This window comes from Providencia sp. M-27 (genome assembly GCF_011077905.1).
GTDB lineage: Bacteria > Pseudomonadota > Gammaproteobacteria > Enterobacterales > Enterobacteriaceae > Providencia > Providencia huaxiensis.
Genome location: NZ_JAALBT010000007.1, coordinates 65,805 through 92,288, shown reverse-complemented (window position 1 = coordinate 92,288; position 26,484 = coordinate 65,805). Strand labels below are relative to the sequence as shown.

The following is a 26,484-nucleotide window of genomic DNA, read 5'->3' as shown; positions in this document are numbered from 1 at the left end:
TCTTTTTTCCAGCTCTATCACAGTTTATTTATAAACTTTCTAGCCAATAACAAATTAGCATTGATTCCTCAGCCTGCTTTTTAGCTTTATGACAGTATAAGTTGAGGTTTTACCCACTATTTTGGAGGTGAAGTATGCCTTATGTTGCATCATCAAAGCGCTATAACGAAATGGAATATCGTTTATGTGGCCGTAGCGGGTTACGATTACCACTCATTTCATTAGGGTTATGGCACAACTTTGGTAATAACAAACCCGTTGATAACTGCCAAGCCATGCTTCGTCATGCTTTTGACCTTGGGATCACCCATTTCGATCTGGCTAATAATTATGGGCCACCTCCTGGATCTGCCGAGAGTACATTTGGCCAAATCATGCAACAAGATTTTCTGCCTTATCGTGATGAAATGATCATTTCATCAAAAGCGGGTTTCACTATGTGGGATGGCCCTTATGGTGACTGGGGAAGTAAAAAATATTTGGTTGCAAGCCTTAACCAAAGCTTGAAGCGAATGGGCTTGGATTATGTGGATATCTTTTATCATCATCGACCTGATCCCAATACCCCATTAGAAGAAACCATGGGAGCGCTAGATCTCATTGTTCGCCAAGGAAAGGCCCTGTATGTAGGGATTTCTAATTACCCAACCAATTTAGCCAAAGAAGCAATTGGTATTCTCAATGAATTGGGGACCCCTTGCTTGATCCACCAGCCTAAATACTCCATGCTAGAACGCACTCCCGAAGAAGATTTACTCGATTTACTGGAAGAAGAAGGGGTGGGCTCTATTGCGTATTCTCCGCTAGCCGGTGGAATTTTAACTGATCGCTACCTTAATGGCATTCCTGCTGATTCACGCGCGGCAGGCAACCCTTCTTTACCCCCTGAAAGGCTCACCTCAACCATTTTATCAAAAGTTAAACAATTGAATGAATTGGCGGTAAAAAGAGGGCAGAAGTTAAACCAAATGGCCTTAGCCTGGTTACTTAGACATGATAGGATCACTTCCGTTCTCATCGGTGCAAGCCGTATTAGCCAAATTGATGATGCAATGGGGATCCTAAAAAATCGTAATTTTACGCAAGAAGAACTCAAAGCCATCGAATTAATATTAGAAAGCGAATAAAACCAATAAGTTGCAGATAACCCTGCAACTTAATAAATTTTATCTTAATTAACGATATTCCCCATTTGCTTTAAACTGCACCACAGAATAAGGCTGAGTACGGCCATCCGGCTGCTCCATCCCTAGGCTACCAATTGGCATACCCGGAACAGAAATTCCTACCACATCCGCCGGTAAGGTATCAATCGCATCAAGACTGCTGACAGGAACATGACCAACAATCACCTTACCTTTGTATTTAGCGATATGGCAACTGCGTAAGTTGTATGGCACATTCAGCTCATCATTCAGTTTGTTCAAGTCATCATAACTGATTTCATTGACCACAACGTCATACCCTGCTTTTTTAACCCCTTCTCCCCATAATTGGCAGCAGCCACAATTTGCATCTTTATACAATTGCACGCTCTGGTTTTGAGAAAATGCAGAAAATGAGAGTAAAAACATTCCACCTAAAATTATCTTTTTCATTGCTATTTACCTTATCAATAATAATGACGAGTACTTAAAAAGTGTCTATTTTTTATGGCGTAACTGGCAGATTAATTTATAAGCTGCTGGAATAATAAATAGGGACAATAATGGCGCGGTGATCATACCGCCAATCATCGGTGCTGCTATACGGCTCATGACTTCCGAACCGACTCCTGTCCCAAGTAATATTGGCAATAAACCCGCTAAAATTACGGCAACTGTCATGGCTTTAGGACGGACACGTAAAACAGCACCTTCATATAATGCATGGTCTAAATCTTGGTTTGATAACTTGCTTATTCCTTGCTGTTTTTCTTTATCTTCGATTGCATGGCGTAAATAAATCAACATAACTACGCCAAATTCAGCGGCTACACCTGCCAATGCAATAAACCCTGTCCCTGTTGCAACCGATAAATTAAAGTTCATCCAATAAAGGAACCAAATAGCGCCCACTAAAGCAAAAGGTAAGCTTAATAAAATCAGTAATGCTTCACTAAATCGTCTGAATGCTAAATAAAGCAGGACAAAAATAATCAGTATGGTAGCAGGAACCATTAACATTAATTTTTGGTTGGCTCTTTCGAGCAATTCAAATTGTCCCGTAAAGGAATAACTCAAGCCCGGCTTCATTTGGATGTTATCTTTTATTGCGGCATCAATATCTTTAATAACAGAGACCATATCGCGATCACGCGCATCAATATAAATCCAGCTAGTCGGTCTTGCGTTCTCTGTTTTCAACATTGGAGCGCCCATATTCACGGATACATCCGCAACATCACTAAGCACAATTTGCTGTTTGCTCGGCGTTAAAATTGGTAATAACTTCATCGCAGATACGCTATTTCGGTAATCTTGAGGATATCTTATGCTAATTGGGTAACGCTCAATCCCTTCAACCGTTTCCCCGATCATTTCCCCACCAGTCGCCATTGAAATATAAACTTGTACATCACTGATACTCATGCCAAAACGTGCCGCTTTTTCTCTGTCAATTTTGACATCAATATAACGCCCACCAACCAATCGCTCAGCCAAAACAGAAACAACCCCGGGAACCGATTTTGTCACTTTTTCAATTTCTTGGGCTAATGCATCGATCTCATCAAGATCTCTTCCTGACACTTTGATGCCTATAGGGCTTTTGACTCCCGTAGATAACATGTCAATACGATTGCGAATAGGCGGAACCCATAAGTTTGCAACCCCGGGCAGACGCACGGTTTCATCAAGCTCATCAATAATTTTTTCAAGTGTCATCCCTTCTCGCCACTCTGCTTGCGGCTTCAAACGTATCGTTGTTTCAATCATCTCCATAGGGGCTGAGTCCGTTGCCGTTTCAGCTTTACCGACTTTACCAAATACCGTATCGACCTCAGGAATAGTTTTGATTAGCTTATCTGTATTTTGTAGTAAAAATGCCGCTTGGGCAGGCGAAACTCCCGGCAGTGTTGAAGGCATATAAAGTAAGTCACCTTCATTAATCGCAGGAAGAAATTCCCCCCCTAAATGTTTTAATGGCCATATCACGGTAAATAAAGATAAGAAACCAATTAATAAGGTGGTCTTCGGCCATGCTAATACCTTAATTAGAATAGGACTGTAGAGAGCAATCAACCAACGATTCAGTGGATTTTTATTTTCATTTGGAATATTACCGCGGATCCAATACCCCATTAGGATTGGAATCACAATTAACGCTAACGCTGCAGCCCCCGCCATGGCATAGGTTTTTGTAAATGCGAGTGGGCCAAATAAACGGCCTTCTTGTCCTTCCAACGTAAAGATAGGAATAAAAGACAATGTGATAATTAATAAACTGATAAATAATGCTGGCCCAACTTCAACAGCAGAGTCAGTAATAACTTTCCAACGCTGGGCATTATCAATGGCTTTACCTTCATTTTCATGTTGCCATTTTTCTAATTTTTTATGTGCATTTTCGATCATCACAATGGCGGCATCTACCATTGCCCCGATAGCAATTGCAATCCCCCCCAATGACATAATATTTGCATTTATTCCTTGATAACGCATGACAATAAAGGCAATAAATAATCCGAGAGGCAAGGAAATAATTGCGACTAATGCAGAACGGAAATGCCATAGGAAGATAGCGCACACCAATGCGACAACAATAAATTCTTCTAGCAACTTATAGCTTAAATTATCAATCGCGTTATCAATAAGAATACTTCTATCATAAGTTGTAATAATTTCGATGCCTTCCGGTAAACTGGCACTTAAATCTTCAAGTTTCTGTTTTACATCATGGATCACATTACGTGCATTTTCACCTGAGCGAAGCAAGATAATACCACCAACTACCTCGCCTTCCCCATTTAGCTCAGCAACCCCACGACGCATTTCGGGGCCTTCCTGTATTCGAGCAACATCTTGTAGGTAAATTGGCACGCCATTTTCGGGAGTTTTTAGGTAGATTTTATTGAAATCATCAATAGATTGAAGATAGCCACTCGCTCTAACCATATATTCAGCTTCAGCAATTTCAATCGATGAGCCACCCGCTTCTTGGTTAGCCATTTCAACTGCCTGTTTTATTTCAGGTAATGTCACAGAAAATTGGCTGAGCTTGAGCGGGTCAACTAAGATTTGATAAGATTTAACCACACCTCCGACGGTTGCAACTTCGGAAACATTTGGCAAAGCCTTCAATTCATATTTCAAAAACCAATCTTGTAATGAGCGCAGTTCAGCTAGATTATGCTTTCCTGTTTTGTCCACTAAAGCATATTCAAAAACCCAGCCAACCCCTGTCGCATCAGGGCCAATAGAGGCTACCGCACCTTTTGGCAATTGGTTTTGGACTTGATTTAAATATTCTAAAACGCGTGAACGAGCCCAGTATAAATCTGTATTATCTTCAAAAATAACATAAACATATGAGTCACCAAATGCAGAAAAACCCCGTACCGTTTTTGCTCCCGGCACAGATAACATCGTCGTCGTTATTGGGTATGTGACTTGGTTTTCGACCAGTTGGGGCGCTTGCCCTGGATAAGTGGTTTTGATGATCACTTGTACATCAGATAAGTCAGGTAATGCATCAACAGGTGTACTGCGGATACTCCAAATACCCGCAATAACTAAAAACATGACTCCCATTAGGACTAAAAAGCGATTAGCGACTGAGCGTCTTATAATCCATTCCAACATACTCTACTCCTGAGATTTATGTGATGAATGATTAGATGACGCTGAAGGTTCAGGAAGTGCTTCCATCTTGGCTAATGCTCCCGCAATATTCGCTTCGGAATCAATCAGGAAAATCCCCTGAGTCACAATATGCTCACCCACTTGTAGCCCTTCAGATATTGCCGTCATTTGTTGAGATTCACTGAGCACTCGTACTCTTTTCGGAATAAATTCACCATTCTCACCAACAGCAATAACATGTTGTTCTTTCCCTGAATCCACAATGGCTTGTGAAGGGATCAATAAACTTTCATTACCTTCTGCAACTAAATTCAAATATGCAGTCATACCCGGTTTTAATAAATGGCTAGGGTCCGCAATTTCTGTACGAATATTAATTGTACGACTTGCTTGGTCTGCGCTAGGTAATATCAGCCAGTTTTTTACAGTAAATAACTGTGAAGGATAAGCGGGAATAGAAACTGTAAATTCTGTTTGTTTATTCAGTAATTCAGCAACTGACTGAGGAACAGAGGCATTAATCCATAATGGATCTGTTCCTTGTATTTGTGCAATAACAACTTCTTTAGATACGTTCATCCCTAAACGTAGATTAAGTGCAGTAATTACCCCTGAAATAGGTGCTTGGATCGTAAAACGTGATTGGACTTTTCCTGTTTTAATAAACTGAGAAAGTGCTCCCTCTGGCATGCCATTTAAACGTAAACGCTCAATGACGCTATTAAGATCTTGCTGGCTCGCATTCATCTGCTTGAGTGCAAGATATTCACTTTGCGCTTCAACCCATGCAGGGATCGTTAGATCAGCAATAGGAACCCCTTTTTGGATCCTCTCACCAACGGTGAATGGGTAAACTTTTTCAACGAAACCATTTTCTCGCGCTTGCACGATAGCGAATTGATGATCATTAAATGCAATTTCGCCTGGAAATGTTAAGTCATAGCTTAATTTCCCCCACTTTACATCCACCGTTTTAAGTCCTAAATTTTGTGTCTGTGTTGGGTTAATTGTTATCCCTTTGCTATTCGCTGAAGCCAAGTTTTCATCCGCATATTTAGGAACAAGATCCATGTCCATAAACGGGGATTTCCCTGGTTGATCAAACTTGGTATTGGGATACATCGGGTCATACCAATACAATACGGTGCGTTCTTGTTTTTCAACTGGTTGGCTATTATTTTCTACAACGAAAAAATATCGGTAAAATAAAATTGAAATAACGCTCGATAAAATAATTACCAATAGCAATTTGGTCAGGTTAACTAATGACATAACATCTCTCTACCTATTTAGTTTATCTTTTCGACGGATTTCAACATTGAAAGATTGCCTTGTTGTACAAATGAAAATTTTAATTCATCATTTTCTTGTAAGCCGTTAATCATATTTTCATCTTCATAGGTAAAACGCATCGTCATTGGTGGCCAGCCAATACTTTGAATTTCTTTATGATTTATTGTTAACTTTTTATTATCTTTATCAATCGAGATTAGCGTTCCTTCGGTATTGATTGTCGGCTCTGCGACTTTTTCTGGATAAATAGAGTGGTTATGTTCAGCAGCATTTGCATAACTAGTTGCTGTTAACATCGCCATTGAAATTGCAAAAAATACTGTATTTAATTTTTTCATTGTTACCCTCATGATTTTATTAATCCGCCACCTAATGCAGAGAATAAATTTATTTCATTCTTCTGCTGTTCTATTTTCAACATCAATAAATTTTGTTGTTCGGTAAATAAGCTACGCTGTGCTTCAAGAACATCGAGATAGCTCAAACTGCCATATCGATAACTCGCTTGTTTCTGTGTTAAGACGTTTTGCAGCGTGTTGACATATTGCACTTGGGAGATGAGTTGTTTTTCTAAACTCGATTTGATCACTAAGGCATCTTTCACTTCTCGAAATGCTACTTGAATACTTTTTTCGTAATTAGTAATCGCTTTATTTTTTCTAATATTTGCTAACTCTAAGTTTCGGCTATTTGTACCACCAGTAAAAATAGGTAGCGTAATTTTAGGAATAAAATTCCAAATACCATTTGAAGAATCAAATAACCCTGTTAAAGAATCATTACTGTTTTCAATTCCTGTATTAAAGGAAATAGAAGGAAAGAAAGCGGCTCTTGCTACACCTATATTGGCATTCTCAGAAATAATATTTTGCTCCGCAGCCATAATATCTGGGCGTTTTAATAATATTTCAGAGGGAATATCTGAAGGAGTTGTAATTAAAGGATAGTTTGGCTCGTAGCGTCCTAGATCTAAATTTATTTTTGTTGCGTAGTCATTTGTCAAAAAATTCAGTAAATTTTCATTTTTTGCAATTTCACTTTCAATTTTTTCGATATTAATAGAAATAGACTGTACTTGCCCTTTAGCTTGTTCTAGGTCTGATAGCGCGGCTTTTCCTGCCGCCACTTTTTGCATTACAATCGATTGACTATTGAGGTAGCTTTGCTTCGTCTCTTGCGAAATTAATAATAATTTCTGGTTATACACCACATCTAAATACGCCTCTGCTACCGTTTTGATTGTGATAATTTGTGTCGCACGCTTCATCTCTTGAGAAGCAATAAACTTTGCTTTATCGGCATCAGATAAGTTTTTAATACGCCCAAAAAAATCCAGTTCATAGCTGATATCAACGCCTGCACTGTATTTCTTATTGAAGGATGACCCAGACTCTAATGATTGGCTATAATCGCCGCTCATCGATGAACTAATTTGAGGATATTTTTCTGCTCCCGCTAGCCCAAAACGCACACGAGCTTCTTCTACATCTAAGGCCGCAAGATATAAATCACTGTTTTTCTCAAGCGCAATTTCTATCACGCTTTTCATTTGTGGGTCTTGAATAAATTGAGACCAACTTGGTATTGCTAATTCTGTTTTATCCCGCGCTGTTTTATCCCGCGTTACTACATCAGAAACATTGCCACTGAATTGATGAGGCAAATTAAAATTAGGGCGTTGATATTCAGGGGCAAGCGAAACACAACCAGTCAAAATTAGGGCATAAGCTATTATTAATATTTTAGGGGAATACATGGTATAGCCATGCCTCTAGTGATTAAAATTGTCACTATAGTAAAAAAGGCCTCCTGTTAGATTCATGACATGAAAATGACAAATTTGTCATTTTACATTTCGTTGCCATAGTGCTTAGAATGATTACATTGTTTTCCTGACTGCAGGGCCTGAGATGAAACTACTTATTGTTGAAGATGAACATAAAACAAGAGAATACTTATCTAAAGGCTTAAGTGAGTCCGGGTTTATTGTTGATGCAATCGAAAATGGCATTACAGGCCTGCATATGGCGACAACTGAAGACTATGATTTAATTATTCTTGATGTGATGTTGCCAGATATTAATGGCTGGGAGATTGCTAAAAACTTACGCAATACAGGAAAAAATACGCCAATCCTCATGCTTACTGCTTTAGGTAATGTTGAACATCGAGTCAAAGGGTTAGAGATAGGTGCTGACGATTATCTTGTTAAGCCATTTGATTTTTCTGAGCTACTTGCTCGAGTAAGAACTTTATTACGCAGAGGCAATAACAGCATCCAAAAAACACAATTTACCATTGCTAATTTGCATGTTGACCTGATCAAACGACGCGTTACACGTGAAAATGATAAAATTATACTCACCAGTAAAGAATTTTCATTATTGGAATTTTTTATTCTTCACCAAGGCGAAGTTCTTTCTCGTTCTCTTATCGCCTCAAAAGTTTGGGATATGAATTTTGATAGTGATACCAATGTCATTGATGTTGCAGTTAAAAGGCTGAGGGCTAAAATAGATCAAGGCTATGAACCTAAATTGATTCATACCATTAGAGGGATGGGCTATTTACTCGAGATCCCTGAAAATGATTAAGCTGTTTCGATCTCCTGTCTCTATTTCAATTCGTCTTATTGTTTTGATCAGTATTACTCTCTCCCTCGCCTTACTATTATTTAGCTCGATCATGATCAACTCAGTTATGTTACATTTTAAGCAGCAAGATGAATACACACTTAACCAGTTGAATTTAACGATCCAAAGCTTATTAAATGGCAATTCAGATCCACAAAGTGAGCAATACGCACGAATTAAAACCATTATTAATGAGCATCAAGATGTTACCATTTATCTCATTGATAATAAAGGAAATACATTAGTATCTCCCAATGCAACAGATAAACTTATTACGCACTTAAAAAATTATGATCCTGATAAAAATAACCAAGACGTAGAGCTCAAAGATTATCGTCTATCAGAAAGTCTTATTCAGGTGGGCCCTCCTTCAGAGCCTAAACAATATCGATTAGTTACTGCGCTATCATTAAATTTTCATCATGATTATCTGAGCTCATTAATAAACAGTTTGATTATCAGTGCAATTATACTGTGCTTATTTACTATTCTTGTCGTTTATTTCCTTGTGATAAAGGGATTAAAACCCCTTAAAGATGTAAGCGATGAAATAAAAAATGTCACATCCGAAAACTTAAGCGTCCGTTTAGATCCTGATTCTGTACCTAATGAATTGAAGCAATTAACAAAATCATTTAATCAGATGTTAGTAAAAATTGAAGATGTTTTCGTAAGGCAAACAAATTTTTCGGCAGATATTGCTCATGAAATGCGTACACCAATCACTAATTTAATGACTGAAACTCAAATATCTTTGAGTAAAAACCGCAGTAAAGAAGAGCTAGCTGAAGTGTTATATTCTAATTTGGAAGAATATAACCGACTATCACGAATGATCTCTGATATGCTTTTTCTTGCTCAAGCAGATGATAATAGGCTTATCCCAGAGAAAAAAATCATTAATATTAAAACTGAAATAGAGCTCATATTTGATTATTTTGAATATCTCGCTGAAGAGAATGAAATAAAACTTAAGCTAATTGGGGACACTAATCCTATTATGGCCGATAAAGACATGTTAAGAAGAGCGATTACTAATTTATTATCAAATGCTATCCGCTACACCCCAAGGGGTGACTCTGTCAGCATTAACATTTCAAATGTAAAAGAGGGTATTGAATTAATCATCAGCAATCCCGGTATAAAAATACCCGAAGAACACTTAGAAAAACTCTTTGATAGATTTTATCGAGTAGATAAATCAAGGCAAAGAAAAAATGAAGGAAGTGGAATTGGGTTGGCAATCGTCAAATCAATTATATTAGCGCATAAAGGCAGGATCTCTGTAAAATCAGATGATTTTTCAACACGCTTTACTGTATTTTTACCTATGAAACCAAATTGAATGTCTACCATAAATGGCAATTTTGTCATTTTGTTGTCAGTATTCAGACAGAAATAAAGCCTTATTATAGTTATAAGATAAACTATTTAACTTAATAAGGGTTCACAATGAAAAAATTTATTTTTGCTTTAACACTTGTAGCTGTAACAGGACATGTATCTGCCGCTCAAACTGAAAAAGAAATACATTATAATGCTGCAAATGCATTAAATTTCACTGAAAACAATACTTCTTATTCTAATTTAAAATCGATTAATAGCCATTTAAGTAAAGCGGGTATTTCGACCAATAATGATATCAATTCAACTCAGTCATTCCTTGAGTTAGATGAACACGCCCAAGCTGCTGCTGCATTGAGTTTTACGCAAAACAATACATCACCAATAATGCAAAGTATGATCAGTCGCCACCAAAGCCTATCACCTAACTATAAACAACCGGCAGTAAAAGTTGCGAAATCATTTTCCGAAATGAATGAAAATGAAAAAGCAGTCACTATGTTAAGCTTTCATAAAAACAGCTCATCAGAATCGATTCAAAGTAAAATAATAGAAAATTTAAAAAATAATTAATTGAAATTTTAAAACCATATTATCAAATAACTAATTAATATGGTTTTAAATCAATCAAAATAAGCCTAACCCCCTCGCATTCAATTTTATTAAACCCATTTCATTTTTTATTAAAAACAAATGAAGCTATTTATTGAACATCAAAAAAAATAGTTTATTATTTCTAGGCAGTTCATTTTAATATTAACTTTAAAAGGCGATTATATGTTTAAAAAATCAATCATACTTGCATCTTTATTATTTCCAGCACTCTCTTTGGCTACCCCTATTCTTCCCTTCCCGCCAGAGCCACCTATCCTAAGTATAGACTTAAAAATAGCCTATAACGGAGATGATGATGATGTTTGGTTTCAAGTAAAAAATGGAGATGATGATGATGTTTGGCTGAACATCGAATAAAAGCAATAAGATACCAAATAAAATTTAAAGAATATTTTCCTCATAATGTATAGCCCTATATCCATTTAATATACTCTCTTCGGAAATACTGGTCTATATGCGGTTAAATCAAAAGTAAAGTGGGACCAAATTTAAAAATCCCCACTTTACCCTTTTTTCAAAAAATACCCCACACACAACTATAAAATTAATTAGAAAATAAAATATTACATCATCAATTGCTAATTAATTACTTTAATCACTAAGGGTTTATTAGTTATATAACTAATTAAATATTTGTTATTAATATAAAACAAAAAAAAATAAAAAAAAGCCATAACACTTTATATTTATCGTAAAACAAATTTAATTACACACATAGATAAATAACTAATTGCTTATTCAAAACCATGAATTACAATTTCATTGCAGTTCATTTTAATTTAAACTTTTAAACGAGGATCTTATATGTATAAAGCATCTATTGTCATAGTATCTTTATTATTCCCAATTCTATCATCTGCAACTTCTTTCCAAGAAAAACATTCTGACAATATTTCTACTTATTCTACTGTTTACGAACAAAGCCATGGAGGAAATGGTGGGAATGGCGGTCATGGTGGTAATGGTGGCAATGGTGGTAATGGCGGCAACGGCGGTAATGGCGGTAATGGCGGCAACGGTAGATAATTTAACTAGTCACTAAATATTTCCCTCCTCACTCGATGAGGGGGGAACGGAGGAATTTATAATGTATAAAAATTACATCTCACTTGGTGTCTTATTAATGAGTTTTATTTCATTTTCAGCATACTCTCACTCCTTATTTAATACTGCATCTAATTGTTTATTAAAAAATGAACTTAATATTAATGAAATTAATAATAAGGTATGTTCGAAACTCCATGGCCAATATTACTATTCTAAATTTTTTAGCTTTGTAAGCTATGGACAAAATGGAAATTCGGGCCAAGCTGGAAATGATAGTCAAGGTGGTCATGGTGGCCATGGGGGTCACGGTGGCCATGGGGGTGATGGTCAAAATGGTGGAAATGGCGGAACGGGATCAAATAACGGTAATGGTAGCAATGGCGGTAACGCAGAAGAAGGCAGTAATGGCAATGGAGGAAATGGCGGCAATGGCAGTATAACTGGAGGTGATGGTGGAAATGGCGGTGATGGCGATGGTGGTGGTAGTGGTGGGAATGGCGGTAATGGAACGGTAAATGGCAATGGGGGAAATGGAGGGCATGGTGGAACTAATGGCGGTAACGGGGGTAATGGGGGCAACGGCTCTGGTAGTGGTAATGGCGGCAATGGGGGTAATGGTAGCCAAGGAGGAAAAGGAGGACTCGGTGGACCTGATGGCGGTAGAGACGGGCACGATGGCATTAGCTCAATGTGACAAACCAATCCGTTAGAAGTGTATAAGTGATGTGGCAATATGAAACCCTATAATTATCTTAATAAAAGATGGTATTACCAATAAAAACGGAAGCTCTCGCTTCCGTTTTTTGTACTCTAGCAATATTTATTGCTTAGGTGCTAACTTCATTAAAAATGTGCGTAATTGTGTAAAATCAGAGGATAAAAAGTGTGAGAGTAGTGGTAGTTCCGCACGCTCTGCTAACTCTTTAGGTAAAGGTATTGCCTTATTAAGAATTTCTTCAACACTCTCTTTAAATTTAGCCGGGTGTGCCGTACCTAAAAACAGCCCGAACTCGCCTTCTTGCAATTGGTCACGAAGCACACGATAAGCAACTGCAGCATGTGGCTCAGATAAATACCCTTTTTTATCTAATTCACGTACTGTTTCTTTAGTCACTTCGTCACTCACAGCCCCATGCCCTAATTCATCAAGAGACCAACCTTTACGACGGAATAGCTCTTCTATACGAGGCCAGTTGTTTGGCTGACTAACATCCATCGCGTTCGATAGGGTTGCTACCGTTTGTTTTGGCTTCCATTGCCCATCAACGAGGTAACGTGGCACAGTATCATTGACGTTAGTAGCTGCAATGAAGCGCTTAACAGGTAAGCCCATTGATTTAGCTAATAAACCCGCTGTAAGATCGCCAAAATTACCACTCGGAACCGAGATCACTAATTGATCCCGTTTTTCTGCTGGGATCTGTGCGACAGCTTCAAAGTAATAACAAATTTGCGCTAATAAACGGCTGATATTGATCGAGTTAGCCGAATTTAAATACAGCGCTTTTTTTAGTTCTTCATCATCAAACGATTGTTTTACTAATGCTTGGCATGCATCGAAGTCATCTTTAATCGCAACCGTATGAATATTTTCACCCAGCGTGCAGAAGAGTTTTTCTTGCAGCGGGCTAATTTTTCCTTCTGGGTAGAGAATGACAACTTGGACGTTCTTAAGACGATAGAATGCGTGTGCAACAGCTGCTCCTGTATCCCCAGAAGTGGCAGTCAAAATGGTCACTGGCTGCTCACCAGCGACTTGCCCCAGTGCCTGAGCCATAAAGCGACCACCGAAGTCTTTAAATGCGAGTGTTGGCCCATGATATAGCTCCAGTGTCGCGATATCATCTTCAACCTTAGAAACTGGCGCAGGAAAAGCAAACGCGGCTTCGACCCTTGCAGCGAGCTCCTCATGAGGGATCTCATCACCAATAAAAGCACTTAAAATACGGCTGCTACGAGTGACAAAATCTAATTTTAATAATTCGTCGATTTCAGTCGCAGTGAATTCAGGTAAGTCTTGAGGAAAAAATAAACCTTGTTGCTTGCCTAAACCTTGCTTAACCGCTTGCGCAAAACTTACTTGTTCGTTGTTATCTTTTAAATTATACAGTTTCATTATTTACCCTATTGTCCTTGCCCCGGCCAGATCCAAACGGCAGATATGCACAAAGCCTTCATCATTCTGAATATAATGTTGTTGCAAGTAGCTCGCCATTTTTTCAGCAATATGCTTCTCATCGCAAATAGCAAACAGTGTTGGCCCAGAGCCAGAAATGCCACAAGCTAATGCACCGATTTCTTTTGCATTCTGGCGTGCTGCCGCAAAACCGGGTAATAGTTGTGTACGATAAGGTTCAGCCACAACATCTTGGATCATCGTTGCTGCAAGTAACGATTGGTTTGTATGACAAGCATGAATGAACCCTGATAGGTATCGACCATGATTTACAATATCATGGCGGGGATAGCTATTAGGAAGGATCGCACGCGCTTCCGCTGTCGATACTTTAATGCCAGGATAGGCCATGACCCAATACCAGTTTTCGAATGCAGGCACAGGCTGAGAAATAATGCCATTTTGTTCGATAATCAGCTGTAAACCACCTAAAAAGCACGGTGCGACGTTATCATAGTGCACACTTCCTGAAATACGCCCCTCTAACTCCCCCATCATGCCAAGCAATTGGGTATCATCGAAGGGTTTCTCTGCAAATTCGTTTAGCGCCATCAGTGCTGCAACAACAGAACACGCACTAGAACCGAGCCCTGAACCAATTGGCATATTTTTTTCGAGCGTCATAGCGACATTTAATGGTCGACCAAGGCGCTCACAAAACAATTGCCAGCACTGGTAAACAATATTGTGTTCATTTTTTTTCGGAAGTTTAGCAACGAATTTGCCTTTATTCGTCAACGAAAAAGTGTCCGCCGCTTCAACTGTTACACAATCACCTAACAATGAGCCATCCGCTGGAGAAACTGCAGCGCCAAGAACATCAAACCCGACGCTCACATTACCAATTGAAGCCGGTGCATAAACTTTAATCACTTATTAAACTCCCAGTTTCCATGAAAGGGTACGCAGCACATCCGCAAATACACCAGCTGCAGTAACATCATTACCTGCACCATAACCTCTTAATACTAAAGGAATTGGCTGGTAGTAACGTGTATAGAAGGCCAGTGCATTTTCACCATTTTTAACCTTGAAGAGAGGGTCATTACCATCCACAGCAACGATTTTCACCCGACAGCGCCCTTCTTCAATTAACCCAACATAGCGTAACACTTTTTCTTCCGCTTCTGCGGCTTTTATACGCTGTGCAAATTGTGCATCCAGTTGTGGTAAACGAGCCATAAACTCAGGAACAGAACCACTGCTATCAAAATCAGCAGGTAAAACAGGTTCAATTTCAATATCTTGTAGTTCTAAATTGTAACCCGCTTCACGGGCTAAAATTAATAATTTACGCGCCACATCCATACCTGATAAATCATCACGAGGGTCTGGCTCTGTGAAACCTTTTTCTTTAGCCAGTGTTGTGGCTTCCGATAAAGACATGCCCTCGTCTAATTTCCCAAAGATGAATGATAAAGAACCCGATAAAATTCCGCTAAAGTGAACTAGTTCATCCCCTGCATTCAGTAAGTTTTGTAGGTTCTCGATAACGGGTAAACCTGCACCTACGTTGGTGTCATAGAGGAATTTACGTTTCGATGTTTCACTTGCCGCACGTAACTGATGGTAGTAATCCATCGACAAAGTGTTGGCTTTTTTATTCGGTGTGACCACATTAAAGCCATCTTTCAAGAAATTGACATACTGCTCTGCAATTTCCTGATTTGATGTGCAATCGATAATGACAGGGTTCAAGAAATGGTATTCACGCTCTAAACGAATTAAACGGCTTAAGCTAAATGGCTCTTTCGCTTCCGCCAGTTCCGCTTTCCAGTTACCTAAATCGATCCCTTGCATATCCGTGAGCATTGCACGTGAATTCGCAATACCACAGACACGTAAGTCAATATGCTTTTGTTTTAGCCATTGTTGCTGGCGATGAATTTGTTCAATTAACGCATTACCAACCCCACCAACACCGATGACAAAGGCTTCAATAACTTGTTCTGCATTAAATAGCATTTGGTGGCATAAGCGTACCGCAGTTGTGGCTGCGTCATTGGCAATAACGGCAGAAATAGAACGCTCAGAAGACCCCTGCGCAATAGCGACAATGTTAATGTTGCCACGAGTTAACGCAGAGAAGAAACGAGCCGAAATGCCTTTCAAAGTACGCATGCCATCGCCCACCACAGAAATGATCGCTAACTGCTCCATCACATCCAGTGGCTCAAGTACGCCATCTTTCAACTCTAAGTAAAACTCTTCTTCCAATGCTGCACGGGCTCTGACTAACTCATTTTGTGGGACACAAAAACTAATACTGTATTCTGATGAAGATTGCGTGATCAGAACAACCGAGATCCCTCGACGAGACATGACGGAGAAAATACGTGCAGCCATACCGACCATCCCCTTCATACCGGGGCCAGATACGTTGATCATCGCCATATTATTCAGGTTGGTGATCCCTTTCACTGGCGTGCTGTCGTCAGTTTGGCCATCACCAATTAAAGTGCCTGGTGCGCTTAAATTAGTGGTGTTTTTTATCAGGCAAGGGATTTGGAATTGAGCAATTGGGGCGATGGTACGAGGATGGAGAACTTTGGCACCAAAATAGGATAACTCCATGGCCTCTTGGTATGACATACCTTTCAATAAACGAGCGTCAGGCACTAAACGCGGGTCACATGTATAGACGCCATCAACATCAGTCCAAATTTCACAACAGTCGGCACGTAAGCAAGCCGCTAGCACTGCGGCTGAATAATCAGACCCATTACGGCCTAATACCACTAATTCACCCTTCTCATTACCTGCGGTGAAGCCTGCCATTAGGACAAAATGATCTTTCGGTATATTTAAATCAGAAATGCGTTTTGTTGACTCATTTATATCAACTGTAGATTCAAGGTAGTGGCCTTTCGCGAGTAAGCTCTCAACAGGGTTAATGACGGTCACATTATGACCGCGTGCTTTTAGCACAGACTCCATAATTGCGATAGAGAGTTTCTCACCACGGCAGATAATTGATGCGTTAATGCTGTCTGGACACTGTCCGAGAAGAGTAATACCATGCAGTACTTGTTTGATTTGCGCGAATTCGTGCTCTGTCAGTTTTTTTAACCGGTCATATTCAAAACCAGGTTGTTTTTCTTTTAATCCTTTTAAAAGGTTAGCAAAAATCATTTCAGCATCATTAACATGCGTGATGACATCTTGTCCTGCAACCGTTTTTTCAATCATAGCAACCAAATGGTTAGTGATTTTTGCTGGCGCGGATAACACCAAAGCCACTTGTCCATCTGCTAATTTGCCTTCAGCGATGTCAGCAACATTCAGTACTCGTTCGTCATTTGCAACCGAAGTACCGCCAAATTTAAGCACACGCATGGTATTTCTCTCCTGAATTAACACCAAAAAAAAGCCCGCATCGGTTAAGTATGCGGGCTTTTTCATTTTTATTTTTTGGATGCGTCAGCCCGCCCCGTTTCCTGTGGTTACGGTGGTGGTGGTAATAATAATAGTCAGGCTGATATTACGCATAGATTCTGTCTGTCTCTTAGATTCTTTAAGTTTCTCCCTATACGGTTAAAGCAATTGGTATATTTTGTCAAATTTATTTGTAAAACATCCCTTTTAAAACCCTTTTTTTACTTGATAAATTATCTACCAGCATGAAAAACACCTCCCCAAAAAGATATCCATCACACCAATATTGGTTTTAAAAACTAAAATAATTAAAATTTCAAGATGAATAATTTTTTAACCAACAAAAAACGAAATTGCCTATAAAACAGACAACACAGATGACCTTTAGCCATTTCTTGTGAAGAGGACCAAGGTGAAAAAATGCGTAAAAATGACCCACTCACCCCACATATTTAGCTCATATATTTCTTACCACTTACCATTCATAGTCATCAGCCTACAACCACTAATGCAATAAATTGCAAAGTAAGTACTTACACTTAAAACGCATACTTCTTCATCTGGTTAAATTACAAACAAATGCTAGGTGATTGTTAAAAACCACCCGCGACAAAATAAAATAAGTATCTTTCCTAATTAAATAACATAAAAGCTCACAAACTGAATATTTGCATCCCGTTATCGCTAACAAGATAAATTTTTCACCTTTTTTTGTATTAAAATAACATTTCGAAATCGGAGGTAAGTCACAAATTAAACATTATTTATAATGGTATATTTAACTCATTGAAGACTATATTCATTAATACCAATCCGAAGCATCCCCTATGCATCAACTGCTCCCTTTTTTTAGACGCTATCTGATTCCTAAACACCGCATTAATTTATATAATTATCTACCTAACAATTTTTGTTAACGTGCTACAATTGATTTTGATATGTATCAACAAAAGTTAGTTTTTTAGGTGGTAAATGCAGTATTAGCTGTTATATTGCTGTTAACAGTACAATATTGGGAAAGTGCTTATATTTTGACTTGTTGTTAAAGTCTTTTGCCTGAAATGGCAACATAATGTCACTGTTGAATTTCAAAACAAATTTATACTCATAAACGTGTTTTTCCAGAGAACAATATTAATAACCACCTAACTGGAAACGGATTGTGAGTTCAGTATTCTTATTTTAATACTTTAGGTAGCAACTATGCAGACCCCACACATTTTGATTGTTGAAGATGAAATTGTCACACGCAATACGCTGAAAAGCATCTTTGAAGCGGAAGGCTATGTGGTTCATGAGGCAACTGATGGCGAAGAGATGAATAATGTTCTCTCTGAACATGACATCAATTTAGTCATCATGGATATTAACTTACCAGGTAAAAACGGTTTATTACTTGCTCGTGAACTTCGTGAGCAAGAAAGCATTGCGTTAATGTTCCTAACAGGACGCGATAACGAAGTGGATAAAATCCTTGGCCTTGAAATTGGTGCTGACGACTATATCACTAAACCATTTAACCCACGTGAACTGACTATTCGTGCGCGCAACTTACTGTCCCGTACAATGAATTTAGCGGGCGGTACTGAAGAACGCCGTTTAGTAGAAAGCTATAAATTTAATGGTTGGGAATTAGACATCAATAGCCGTTCATTAGTCAGCCCTGCGGGTGAGCACTACAAATTACCCCGTAGTGAATTCCGTGCGATGCTGCATTTCTGTGAAAACCCAGGAAAAATTCAGACTCGTGCAGACCTGCTGAAGAAAATGACTGGCCGTGAATTAAAACCACACGACAGAACTGTTGACGTCACGATCCGTCGTATTCGTAAACATTTTGAATCGACACCTGACACACCAGAAATCATTGCAACCATCCACGGTGAAGGCTATCGCTTCTGCGGTGATTTAGACGAATAATTAGCAAGCTAATTATTTACTGATTATCAAAATCCGTTGTCTTTTAGGCAACGGATTTTTTATTGGCGAGCCATTTTTATTGCGAGTACATCGACTCAACCGTTTTTTGTTATCACCAAGGCATAATCGGCACTGCACTTAGCGCATTCTTTGGTGAACCGTCGATCATCTTGTCTGAATAAGTCAAATAAATTAATGCATTACGTTTTGGATCGTAAAAACGTACAACTTGTAATTTTTTGAAGACTAAAGACGTTCGTTTTTGAAAGACAACTTGCCCTTTCGTCGGTTTGCGTTTGACACGGTCGCTTAACTCAATCGGTCCAACTTGCTGGCATGAAATTGCAGCATCAGAGGTGTCTTCCGCTAACCCTAAACCCCCTTTGATCCCCCCTGTTTTTGAACGACTTAAATAGCAAGTGACATTCTCAACATCAGGGTCATCAAATGCTTCAACGACAATTTTATGGTCAGGGCCGAAAATTTTAAAAACAGTATCGACTGAACCGATTTCTTCAGCAAATGTCATGCTCGGCAACGCTAATAATAATGCTGTAAGTGCGATATTTTTTAATCTGGAACAACGCATACTGAATTTCCTATTCAACTAAAAATCGGTAAAACCTCGTAGTAAAACAAGACTTATTATTCACTTTCTTAACTAATTATCAAATACAACTCATTTACTATAAACGAAAAAGATAACTTGATATAGAATAGCCATTCATTGATAGATTATATCTGTTCTATAAGTCGCATTGGCTGGGGATATACATGGATCAAACTAATATTATTCGCGACTTGCTTCGCTGGATAGATGACAACCTAGATAAACCACTCTCGCTAGATAATGTTGCCGCAAAAGCTGGCTACTCAAAGTGGCATTTACAACGAATGTTCAAAGAGGTGACTGACCAAGCGATTGGTGCTTATATTCGAGCCAGAAGGCTTTCTCGAGCTGCTGTGGCATTGCGGCTAACAAGCCGACCAATTCTTGATATTGCGTTGCAGTATCGCTTTGATTCGCAACAAACTTTTACTCGAGCCTTTAAAAAGCAATTTAACCTAACCCCTGCTTTTTACCGCCGGAGTGAAGAGTGGTGTGCGGCAGGTATTTGCCCACCGATTATTTTAGATAATCACACCAATATTGAACATGAATTCCTACAAATGCCAGAGCAAGAGCTGGTTGGCTTGGAACAAAGTTGTTCTTATGCGTTAGAAGAGTGGTCGACCGCTTGTTCGCAAATGCGCCAAACATTTTGGCACTACTATTTGGATAATACGACGACGATTGCGTCTGAAGTTTTTGGCTTGCACCATGCCATTCATAATCCAGAAAAAGAAGATGAACAAACGGTGTTCTATACCACGGCGGTAAAACCTGAAGATGCGAGTTTTAACACAGACCAATACTCGAGCTTAACGTTACCAAGTGGCCATTATGTTAAATTTTCATTCAATGGGACGCCAACTCGAGATGCATTACAAGAGTTTTTATACCAAATTTATGGTGTATATCTGCCTAAGCTGAATTTAACACGTCGACCAGGTTATGACATCGAACATTATCGATTAAAAAACATCGAGTTACGTCATGTCACCCTTGAAGATGATGACCCCAAAACACATATCGATACCTTTGATTATTATGTTCCTATCAAAACAGGTTCGGCCGCGACCCCTTAAAGCAGAGGAGTTTCAGTTTGTTGAAACTCCTTTTTCGAAATCGTTAGCCTTGCTGTTCGTCAAGAGCCGGCTGCGATAAATGTGTGACCTCACCTGCCGTTTCAACTATCCAACCATTCGCCAACCATGGGCTGTTTTGGTAATCAACACGAGATAACGAACAGTTACGTAAACGAAGGCGGCGTTCTGAATAAGCCGGAACCCCCATAATACGACTAATTAACGTACTCAACGCAATCCCATGGCTAACAATCAACGGGCGGCTACCTTCAGGCAAATCTAAACAACTATTTAGTGCTGCAAACATGCGTGTATACAGCTCCTCCATTGATTCACCCTCTGGAATTCGTCCTCCACGTGTGCCATCAATTAAGCTTTTACGCCACTGTTCTTCCTCTGGCGTTAACGACTCTATTGCTCTTTGCTCAAGAACGCCCATATTTAGTTCACGTAGACGCGGTTCTGTGGTAATTTCACACCCGCACACACTTGCAATTATTTGTGCAGTTTCCAGTGTGCGTCCCATATCACTAGTGATAATATGGGTAATGCCTTCTGACTTTATCCTCTCAGCCACCTGCCTTGCTTGCAGTCGTCCAGTGGCGGTCAGAGGGCTATCGGATTGTCCCTGGATGCGACGAGCTAAATTCCATTCAGTTTCGCCATGGCGAACAAGATAAACCTGTAACATAGATGTGTTCCGTTATTACTTTTCGAAGTATGTGTTCAAAGGAAAATAATTAATGTACCAAGTTATAGCTGCAACGACTAATCCTGCCAAAATTAAAGCGATCCATCTTGCTTTCGATGCTGTTTTTGGGGCTGGCAGTTATCAAATTGAAGATATTAATGTCGATAGCAGTGTTCCACAGCAACCTATCGGTAATAATGAAACCCGTACTGGGGCTAGACAACGCGTGATGGCCTCTAGGCAAGTTCGCCCTGAAGCGGATTTTTGGGTTGGTATTGAAGCGGGTATCGAAGACGATATGACATTTGCTTGGATAGTAATTGAACATAAGCAAATACGTGGTGAATCCCGCTCTGCCAGTATTATGATCCCAGAAAAAATTCTGGCGGGTATTCGTGAAGGCCGTGAACTCGGCGATGAAATGGCCTTTTTAACAGGCATCGATAATATCAAACAACAAGGTGGTGCCATTGGTTTTTTCACTGACGGGGTATTAACTCGCACCAGTGTTTACCAACAAGCCTTGATATTGGCCTTGGTTCCCATTAAGCATGAAATTTATAAAGAGCTAAACCAAGTAGAAGATTAATTATACTTAAAATAATTAAAATTGCATGTGCGATTAAACACCACTCTTTTCACACTAAAGTATGGGAAACCATACTTTTTTTGTGACTATTAATTTGAAATACGATAAATACCAATACGATAAATAGTTCGGATTATAAGTAGCTGGCAAGTGGTGCTAAGCCCTAGGGGCATACACTAGTATGTGACTAGGGCGAATGAGCGAAGCCTGAACACCCCTACAATTTGAAATACGATAAATACCAATACGCTAAATAGTTTGGATTGTGGCTAGGCGGCAAGTGAGGTTATCCCGATGAGCATACACAAGTATGTGATTCGGGTAACCAAATGCAGCCAACAACGCCACAGTGCAAAATATGACGCGTATTTTAGAGAAGTTGTTGCTCCAACCACTCCTTCACAGGAATAGGCGCTGACTTTAAGCTATTCGAACCCCGAGTAATAGTTGCTATCCCCACTCCTAGCTCATTTTTCAGTTCTCTTTGACTCATTTCACCGCGCATCAATTCTTGCACAATTTTAACGCGAGTCGCTAACGCTGTGCGCTCATCTGGCGTAAGTAATAACTGAAGAACTGGCAAATGAATATCTTGTTCAAATGCCAATTGTAATAAATTCACAAAGCGCAGCCAGTCAGCGTTCTCATCGGCAGTCAGCGCCGGGTCATGTTGTTGATTTGCTGTCATCGTTTATCCACCCATACTATTTAACTAGTACAAATAATAACACACTCTTATTAGAAATCATCAACCAAACACCATTTTCATTTAGTTACTGCGTTAATATGCTAAATAGTTTGAGTTGTGACTAGGCGACCAGCGAGGATAGCTCGGGGAGCATACACAAGTATGTGACTAGGGCTTACATACGAAGCCCCTATAAATCGAAATATAATAAAGATGAATACTCAAAATAGTTCAGATTGTAGATAGGCGGCAAGTGATGCTAAGCCCTAAGAGCATACACAAATATGTGACTAGGGCTTACATACGAAGCCCCTATAAATCGAAATATAATAAAGATGAATACTCAAAATAGTTCGGATTGTAGGTAGGCGGCAAGTGATGCTAAGCCCTAAGAGCATACACAAGTATGTAACTAGGGCTTACATACGAAGCCCCTATAAATCGAAATATAATAAAGATGAATACTCAAAATAGTTCGGATTGTAGGTAGGCGGCAAGTGATGCTAAGCACTAGGAGCATACACAAGTATGTGACTAGGGCTTACATACGAAGCCCCTATAAATCGAAATATAATAAAGATGAATACTCAAAATAGTTCGGATTGTAGGTAGGCGGCAAGTGATGCTAAGCCCTAAGAGCATACACAAGTATGTGACTAGGGTTAGCGAACGTAGCCAACACCCCTACAATTCGAAATATGAAGAGTATTTATTAGTATTTCATATTCCACTCATTAGGAAGCAATATCTTACTATTTTTCTGCCCCATAAAGTGCCGATAGAATAAGTCATACGACAACACATTTTTCACATAACCGCGGGTTTCTGAGAACGGGATACTTTCGACAAATGCGACCGCATCAATGCGCCCCCCGCTGTTACCTAACCAGCGAGTCACACGGGATGGGCCTGCATTATAAGCCGCACTAGCTAAAATACGGTTATTACCAAATTGCTGATAAACATCTTCCAAATAAGCTGTTCCTAGCTCAATATTGGTTGTCGGGTTAGTCAGTTGGCTCGTATTCACATAATTAATACCCTGCTTCTGTGCGGTATGTTTTGCTGTTGCAGGCATCAACTGCATCAAACCTGTCGCTCCAACCGGTGAACGAGCCTGTGGATTCCACGCACTTTCTTGGCGAGCGATCGCCATTGCATAACTCTTTTGAATATCTTTCGACTTGGTATATAGATTGAATTCTTTGTCCCACGCTAATGGGAAACGCTCTTCTAGGTGATCCCAAAGTTTGGCTGTGATGGTCGCTTGGACACTGAGATCTGCCCATTTATGATCAAACGCATAACGCGCCAATTGCTCTTTCTGGTTTGCTGGCAGAGATGCCACTAAACTCACCCACTCAGAACGGGCAAGGTTATCCATTTCCCAGTACATTAACTCACGAACACGTTGCACTTCAGGCAATTGATCAATACTTGAATCAGGCTTAACCGCACTTTTTACATACACCGGATAGTCAATTTCTAGCACCTGTGCGGCCACCATTGGGTAGAAGCCGCGCTTCTCCGTTAATTGGCGAAGTAATGCCTCTCCTTCCGCTTTTTTGCCTGCATCAATTAACGTGATAGCCTGCCAATACTGCCACTCTTCTTTATTTTTGACATCTGCTGGCAAGCGTTTTAGCCATGACGCGACACCGGTTTTATCACCAGCTCCTAACGCTAAACGAACACGACGCTCTTTCAATGACGATGAATTACTTTCTTGAATAGTTTCATCACGCCATTGAGCCTGCTCTGGGGTCACATCTCCCATATATTGCCAAGCAACACTGTCTTTAAGTAACTGCTTTTCTGCCATATTCATTTTTTGGGCAGAACTGATGCTATTCAGTACTGTACGAGCCGCATCAGGAGATTGGCGTGCATAACGGCTAAAAGCCGCGATGGTGGCTTGACGAGTAAAATCTGTTGGCGTCATCGTTTTGGCGAATGTCACAACTGAGGCAGGGTCATTTTGTAATTTCACTAACGCATCACCAATCGTTTTATAGCTTGGCGGTAAGCGTTTCGCTAAATAACTCGCAATCGAGGTATTGCCCTCTTTTATGGCTAAGTTAATACGCTCAAGGGTCATCTCAGGGGTTAAATAACCCGCTTTTTCCCATTCGTTAAATAATTTATCACAGGCACTCGGCATTGAACGGCCATTTAACCAGGCTTTTTCTGCCCCTTGCCAAGCAATTTGCTTATTTCCCACCGCCCAATTAGCAAAATAAAAATTACATTGTGCTTCGGCAGGTTTTGGCGCTTCAGGGCTAAATTCAAGCAGCGATTTCCACTCTTGGCGGCGAGCTAGTTCGTTGACAAAGCGTGTTTTCAGGTTTTTAGCGACAGGCAAGGTTGGATAGGTATTAATAAACTCCTGAACTTGGCGAGGTGAAATAATATCTAAGTCTTGAGTTAGCTCACGATAAGCGAGATAAGGGTAAAGTGGGTAATCATGCAAGGTCGGCAGCAAGCGCTCGACTTCATCCATTTTATTGGCATCCCATGCAACCTTAATTGCCTGATAACGCTCCCGCTGTGCCTGTAAGGAATCCGCCCATACGGTGCTGGAAACCAGCAACATTGTCACAGGTACTGCCGCTAACCAACCTTTCATATTCACTCGCTCCATCGCTAAACTAAAGTCAAAATACAGGAAAAGCCTTAACCTAAATATACCCCAAATAATTCGAGTTGCAGGTAGGCGAAAAGCGCTGCAACTTGAAGGATCATGGATATATTAAACATATATCAATACTATGAATGCTACCGAAAGTTTTTATTTAGTAACAGCAGAGAGTTCCTGAATTTTTCGACTTTACAGTCTTTTACGTATCATTCAGTCCATGAATGACTTAGAACCTTCCCTCCGCGGAAATAAAGGTTTAATGGCGGGGCGTTTTTCCAAAGAAGCTTGCCAAAGTTCATACTGGGCTTGCATCTCAACCCACATTTCAGCACTGGTTCCGAGTGCCATTTCTAATCGTATCGCCATATCTGCCGAAATACCGCTATTACCGTTGAGAATACGCGAGAGAGTTGTACGTGTTACCTCCAATGCTTTTGCAGCTTCAGTGACTGAAATACCCTCTAAATATTCACGTAAAACGATACCCGGATGTACTGGATTATGCATTTTGCTCATTATGTTCACCTTACTTAATGATAATCTTGATAATCAACGAGAATGGCATCTTCACCCTCAAATTTAAATGTGAGTCGCCAGTTTCCATTCACTAATATTGCCCAATGATGCTGCAAATCTCCCCGTTTTAATTGATGGAGATTCCAACTTGGTGCAGACATATCTTGTGGTTTTTTAGCAACATTGAGCGCAGTCAGTTGTACCCGTAACTTTGTTATGTGCTTCGATTGAATACCAGACGTAATGCCCATTTTAAAAAAGTGTTCAATTCCTTTATGTTTAAAACTTTTTATCATGGCCAACTTACTGTATAGCGTATAGACACACTCCACACCCACGAATTGATAATAGAAAGTCATCAAGCTTGTATCACTGAGAGGGATGGATGATCTTCTGATGTTCAGGTATAGTTCTAGAAAATTATATAGCTGTTTATTAAATGCTTTTCAGCCTAAGCTTGTTAAAGCAAAAATAGACTAAAAAACTAAA

General features: G+C 39.6%; 25 protein-coding genes and 1 other annotated feature. Of the genes, 10 read left to right on the top strand and 15 right to left on the bottom strand.

Annotated elements, in window-relative coordinates:
- The first annotated feature begins 134 nt into the window (after positions 1 to 134).
- Complete coding sequence (locus tag G6Q48_RS11840; protein ID WP_166266634.1) at positions 135 to 1,127, top strand: aldo/keto reductase; 993 nt, start codon at positions 135 to 137, stop codon at positions 1,125 to 1,127.
- A 48-nt stretch (positions 1,128 to 1,175) separates the two neighbouring features.
- Here the strand turns inward: G6Q48_RS11840 and G6Q48_RS11835 are convergent, their stop codons facing one another.
- The 5 genes from G6Q48_RS11835 to G6Q48_RS11815 are packed head-to-tail and all read right to left on the bottom strand — an operon-like array spanning position 1,176 to position 7,830.
- On the bottom strand, positions 1,176 to 1,598 hold the full coding sequence (locus G6Q48_RS11835; protein ID WP_102138971.1) for a DUF411 domain-containing protein: 423 nt from the start codon (positions 1,596 to 1,598) through the stop codon (positions 1,176 to 1,178).
- Positions 1,599 to 1,643: 45 nt separating this feature from the next.
- Complete coding sequence (locus G6Q48_RS11830; RefSeq protein WP_166266632.1) at positions 1,644 to 4,781, bottom strand: efflux RND transporter permease subunit; 3,138 nt, start codon at positions 4,779 to 4,781, stop codon at positions 1,644 to 1,646.
- A 3-nt stretch (positions 4,782 to 4,784) separates the two neighbouring features.
- Entirely contained in the window at positions 4,785 to 6,053 is a 1,269-nt protein-coding gene (locus tag G6Q48_RS11825) for an efflux RND transporter periplasmic adaptor subunit (protein WP_166266630.1), read from the bottom strand.
- Between the two features lie 17 nt (positions 6,054 to 6,070).
- On the bottom strand, positions 6,071 to 6,412 hold the full coding sequence (locus tag G6Q48_RS11820; RefSeq protein ID WP_229597530.1) for a copper-binding protein: 342 nt from the start codon (positions 6,410 to 6,412) through the stop codon (positions 6,071 to 6,073).
- 8 nt (positions 6,413 to 6,420) lie between these two features.
- A complete protein-coding gene (locus tag G6Q48_RS11815; protein ID WP_166266628.1) occupies positions 6,421 to 7,830 on the bottom strand; it encodes an efflux transporter outer membrane subunit in 1,410 nt (469 codons plus the stop codon).
- Between the two features lie 154 nt (positions 7,831 to 7,984).
- Between G6Q48_RS11815 and G6Q48_RS11810 the strand changes: the two genes are divergently transcribed.
- The 6 genes from G6Q48_RS11810 (at position 7,985) to G6Q48_RS11785 (ending at position 12,407) form a co-directional block, all read left to right on the top strand.
- The gene (locus tag G6Q48_RS11810; RefSeq protein WP_102138966.1) at positions 7,985 to 8,668 is read left to right on the top strand and encodes a heavy metal response regulator transcription factor; all 684 of its coding nucleotides are present in this window, start codon (positions 7,985 to 7,987) and stop codon (positions 8,666 to 8,668) included.
- Positions 8,661 to 10,052 (top strand): Cu(+)/Ag(+) sensor histidine kinase, encoded by a 1,392-nt coding sequence (locus tag G6Q48_RS11805; protein ID WP_166266626.1) that lies wholly within the window; start codon positions 8,661 to 8,663, stop codon positions 10,050 to 10,052. Before G6Q48_RS11810 ends, G6Q48_RS11805 begins: the two co-directional genes overlap by 8 nt.
- A 107-nt stretch (positions 10,053 to 10,159) precedes the next feature.
- A complete protein-coding gene (locus tag G6Q48_RS11800; protein WP_102138964.1) occupies positions 10,160 to 10,624 on the top strand; it encodes a hypothetical protein in 465 nt (154 codons plus the stop codon).
- A gap of 204 nt (positions 10,625 to 10,828) precedes the next feature.
- On the top strand, positions 10,829 to 11,023 hold the full coding sequence (locus tag G6Q48_RS11795) for a hypothetical protein (RefSeq protein WP_102138963.1): 195 nt from the start codon (positions 10,829 to 10,831) through the stop codon (positions 11,021 to 11,023).
- Between the two features lie 447 nt (positions 11,024 to 11,470).
- Complete coding sequence (locus G6Q48_RS11790; protein WP_102138962.1) at positions 11,471 to 11,692, top strand: hypothetical protein; 222 nt, start codon at positions 11,471 to 11,473, stop codon at positions 11,690 to 11,692.
- Between the two features lie 61 nt (positions 11,693 to 11,753).
- Positions 11,754 to 12,407 (top strand): hypothetical protein, encoded by a 654-nt coding sequence (locus tag G6Q48_RS11785; RefSeq protein ID WP_166266624.1) that lies wholly within the window; start codon positions 11,754 to 11,756, stop codon positions 12,405 to 12,407.
- A 126-nt stretch (positions 12,408 to 12,533) separates the two neighbouring features.
- Here the strand turns inward: G6Q48_RS11785 and thrC are convergent, their stop codons facing one another.
- From thrC to thrL, 4 genes are all read right to left on the bottom strand, one after another.
- Positions 12,534 to 13,829, bottom strand: a complete 1,296-nt coding sequence (gene thrC / locus G6Q48_RS11780; protein WP_166266622.1) for a threonine synthase — start codon at positions 13,827 to 13,829, stop codon at positions 12,534 to 12,536.
- Positions 13,830 to 13,832: 3 nt separating this feature from the next.
- Entirely contained in the window at positions 13,833 to 14,762 is a 930-nt protein-coding gene (gene thrB, locus G6Q48_RS11775; RefSeq protein WP_102138959.1) for a homoserine kinase, read from the bottom strand.
- A 3-nt stretch (positions 14,763 to 14,765) separates the two neighbouring features.
- Positions 14,766 to 17,225 carry a bifunctional aspartate kinase/homoserine dehydrogenase I gene (gene thrA, locus G6Q48_RS11770; protein ID WP_166266620.1) on the bottom strand — a complete coding sequence of 820 codons (2,460 nt, stop codon included), beginning with the start codon at positions 17,223 to 17,225 and terminating at the stop codon, positions 14,766 to 14,768.
- Positions 17,226 to 17,249: 24 nt separating this feature from the next.
- Positions 17,250 to 17,371, bottom strand: a sequence feature (Thr leader region).
- On the bottom strand, positions 17,310 to 17,378 hold the full coding sequence (thrL, locus tag G6Q48_RS23200) for a thr operon leader peptide (protein WP_071548816.1): 69 nt from the start codon (positions 17,376 to 17,378) through the stop codon (positions 17,310 to 17,312). It overlaps the preceding feature by 62 nt.
- Positions 17,379 to 18,467: 1,089 nt before the next feature.
- On the opposite strand from thrL, the gene arcA reads away from it, so the two are divergent.
- Positions 18,468 to 19,184 carry a two-component system response regulator ArcA gene (arcA, locus tag G6Q48_RS11760; protein ID WP_004905684.1) on the top strand — a complete coding sequence of 239 codons (717 nt, stop codon included), beginning with the start codon at positions 18,468 to 18,470 and terminating at the stop codon, positions 19,182 to 19,184.
- A gap of 112 nt (positions 19,185 to 19,296) precedes the next feature.
- On the opposite strand, the gene creA is transcribed toward arcA, so the two are convergent.
- Positions 19,297 to 19,773 (bottom strand): protein CreA, encoded by a 477-nt coding sequence (creA, locus tag G6Q48_RS11755; protein ID WP_102138958.1) that lies wholly within the window; start codon positions 19,771 to 19,773, stop codon positions 19,297 to 19,299.
- Positions 19,774 to 19,958: 185 nt separating this feature from the next.
- Here creA and robA point away from each other — a divergent pair, with 185 nt between their 5' ends.
- The gene (robA, locus tag G6Q48_RS11750) at positions 19,959 to 20,873 is read left to right on the top strand and encodes an MDR efflux pump AcrAB transcriptional activator RobA (protein ID WP_166266618.1); all 915 of its coding nucleotides are present in this window, start codon (positions 19,959 to 19,961) and stop codon (positions 20,871 to 20,873) included.
- A gap of 43 nt (positions 20,874 to 20,916) precedes the next feature.
- Here the strand turns inward: robA and gpmB are convergent, their stop codons facing one another.
- Positions 20,917 to 21,564 carry a 2,3-diphosphoglycerate-dependent phosphoglycerate mutase GpmB gene (gene gpmB / locus G6Q48_RS11745; RefSeq protein WP_102138956.1) on the bottom strand — a complete coding sequence of 216 codons (648 nt, stop codon included), beginning with the start codon at positions 21,562 to 21,564 and terminating at the stop codon, positions 20,917 to 20,919.
- Between the two features lie 52 nt (positions 21,565 to 21,616).
- On the opposite strand from gpmB, the gene yjjX reads away from it, so the two are divergent.
- Complete coding sequence (gene yjjX / locus G6Q48_RS11740) at positions 21,617 to 22,153, top strand: inosine/xanthosine triphosphatase (protein ID WP_004914743.1); 537 nt, start codon at positions 21,617 to 21,619, stop codon at positions 22,151 to 22,153.
- Between the two features lie 370 nt (positions 22,154 to 22,523).
- On the opposite strand, the gene trpR is transcribed toward yjjX, so the two are convergent.
- The 4 genes from trpR to G6Q48_RS11720 all read right to left on the bottom strand — a co-directional run bounded on the left by trpR (position 22,524) and on the right by G6Q48_RS11720 (position 26,291).
- Positions 22,524 to 22,841, bottom strand: a complete 318-nt coding sequence (trpR, locus tag G6Q48_RS11735) for a trp operon repressor (RefSeq protein ID WP_094961916.1) — start codon at positions 22,839 to 22,841, stop codon at positions 22,524 to 22,526.
- A gap of 712 nt (positions 22,842 to 23,553) precedes the next feature.
- Positions 23,554 to 25,467 carry a murein transglycosylase gene (gene sltY, locus G6Q48_RS11730; RefSeq protein ID WP_166266616.1) on the bottom strand — a complete coding sequence of 638 codons (1,914 nt, stop codon included), beginning with the start codon at positions 25,465 to 25,467 and terminating at the stop codon, positions 23,554 to 23,556.
- Between the two features lie 222 nt (positions 25,468 to 25,689).
- Positions 25,690 to 25,995: a HigA family addiction module antitoxin gene (locus tag G6Q48_RS11725; protein WP_166266614.1), complete on the bottom strand. Its 306-nt coding sequence runs from the start codon at positions 25,993 to 25,995 to the stop codon at positions 25,690 to 25,692.
- Positions 25,996 to 26,009: 14 nt separating this feature from the next.
- The gene (locus G6Q48_RS11720) at positions 26,010 to 26,291 is read right to left on the bottom strand and encodes a type II toxin-antitoxin system RelE/ParE family toxin (protein ID WP_166266612.1); all 282 of its coding nucleotides are present in this window, start codon (positions 26,289 to 26,291) and stop codon (positions 26,010 to 26,012) included.
- Between the last annotated feature and the right edge of the window lie 193 nt (positions 26,292 to 26,484).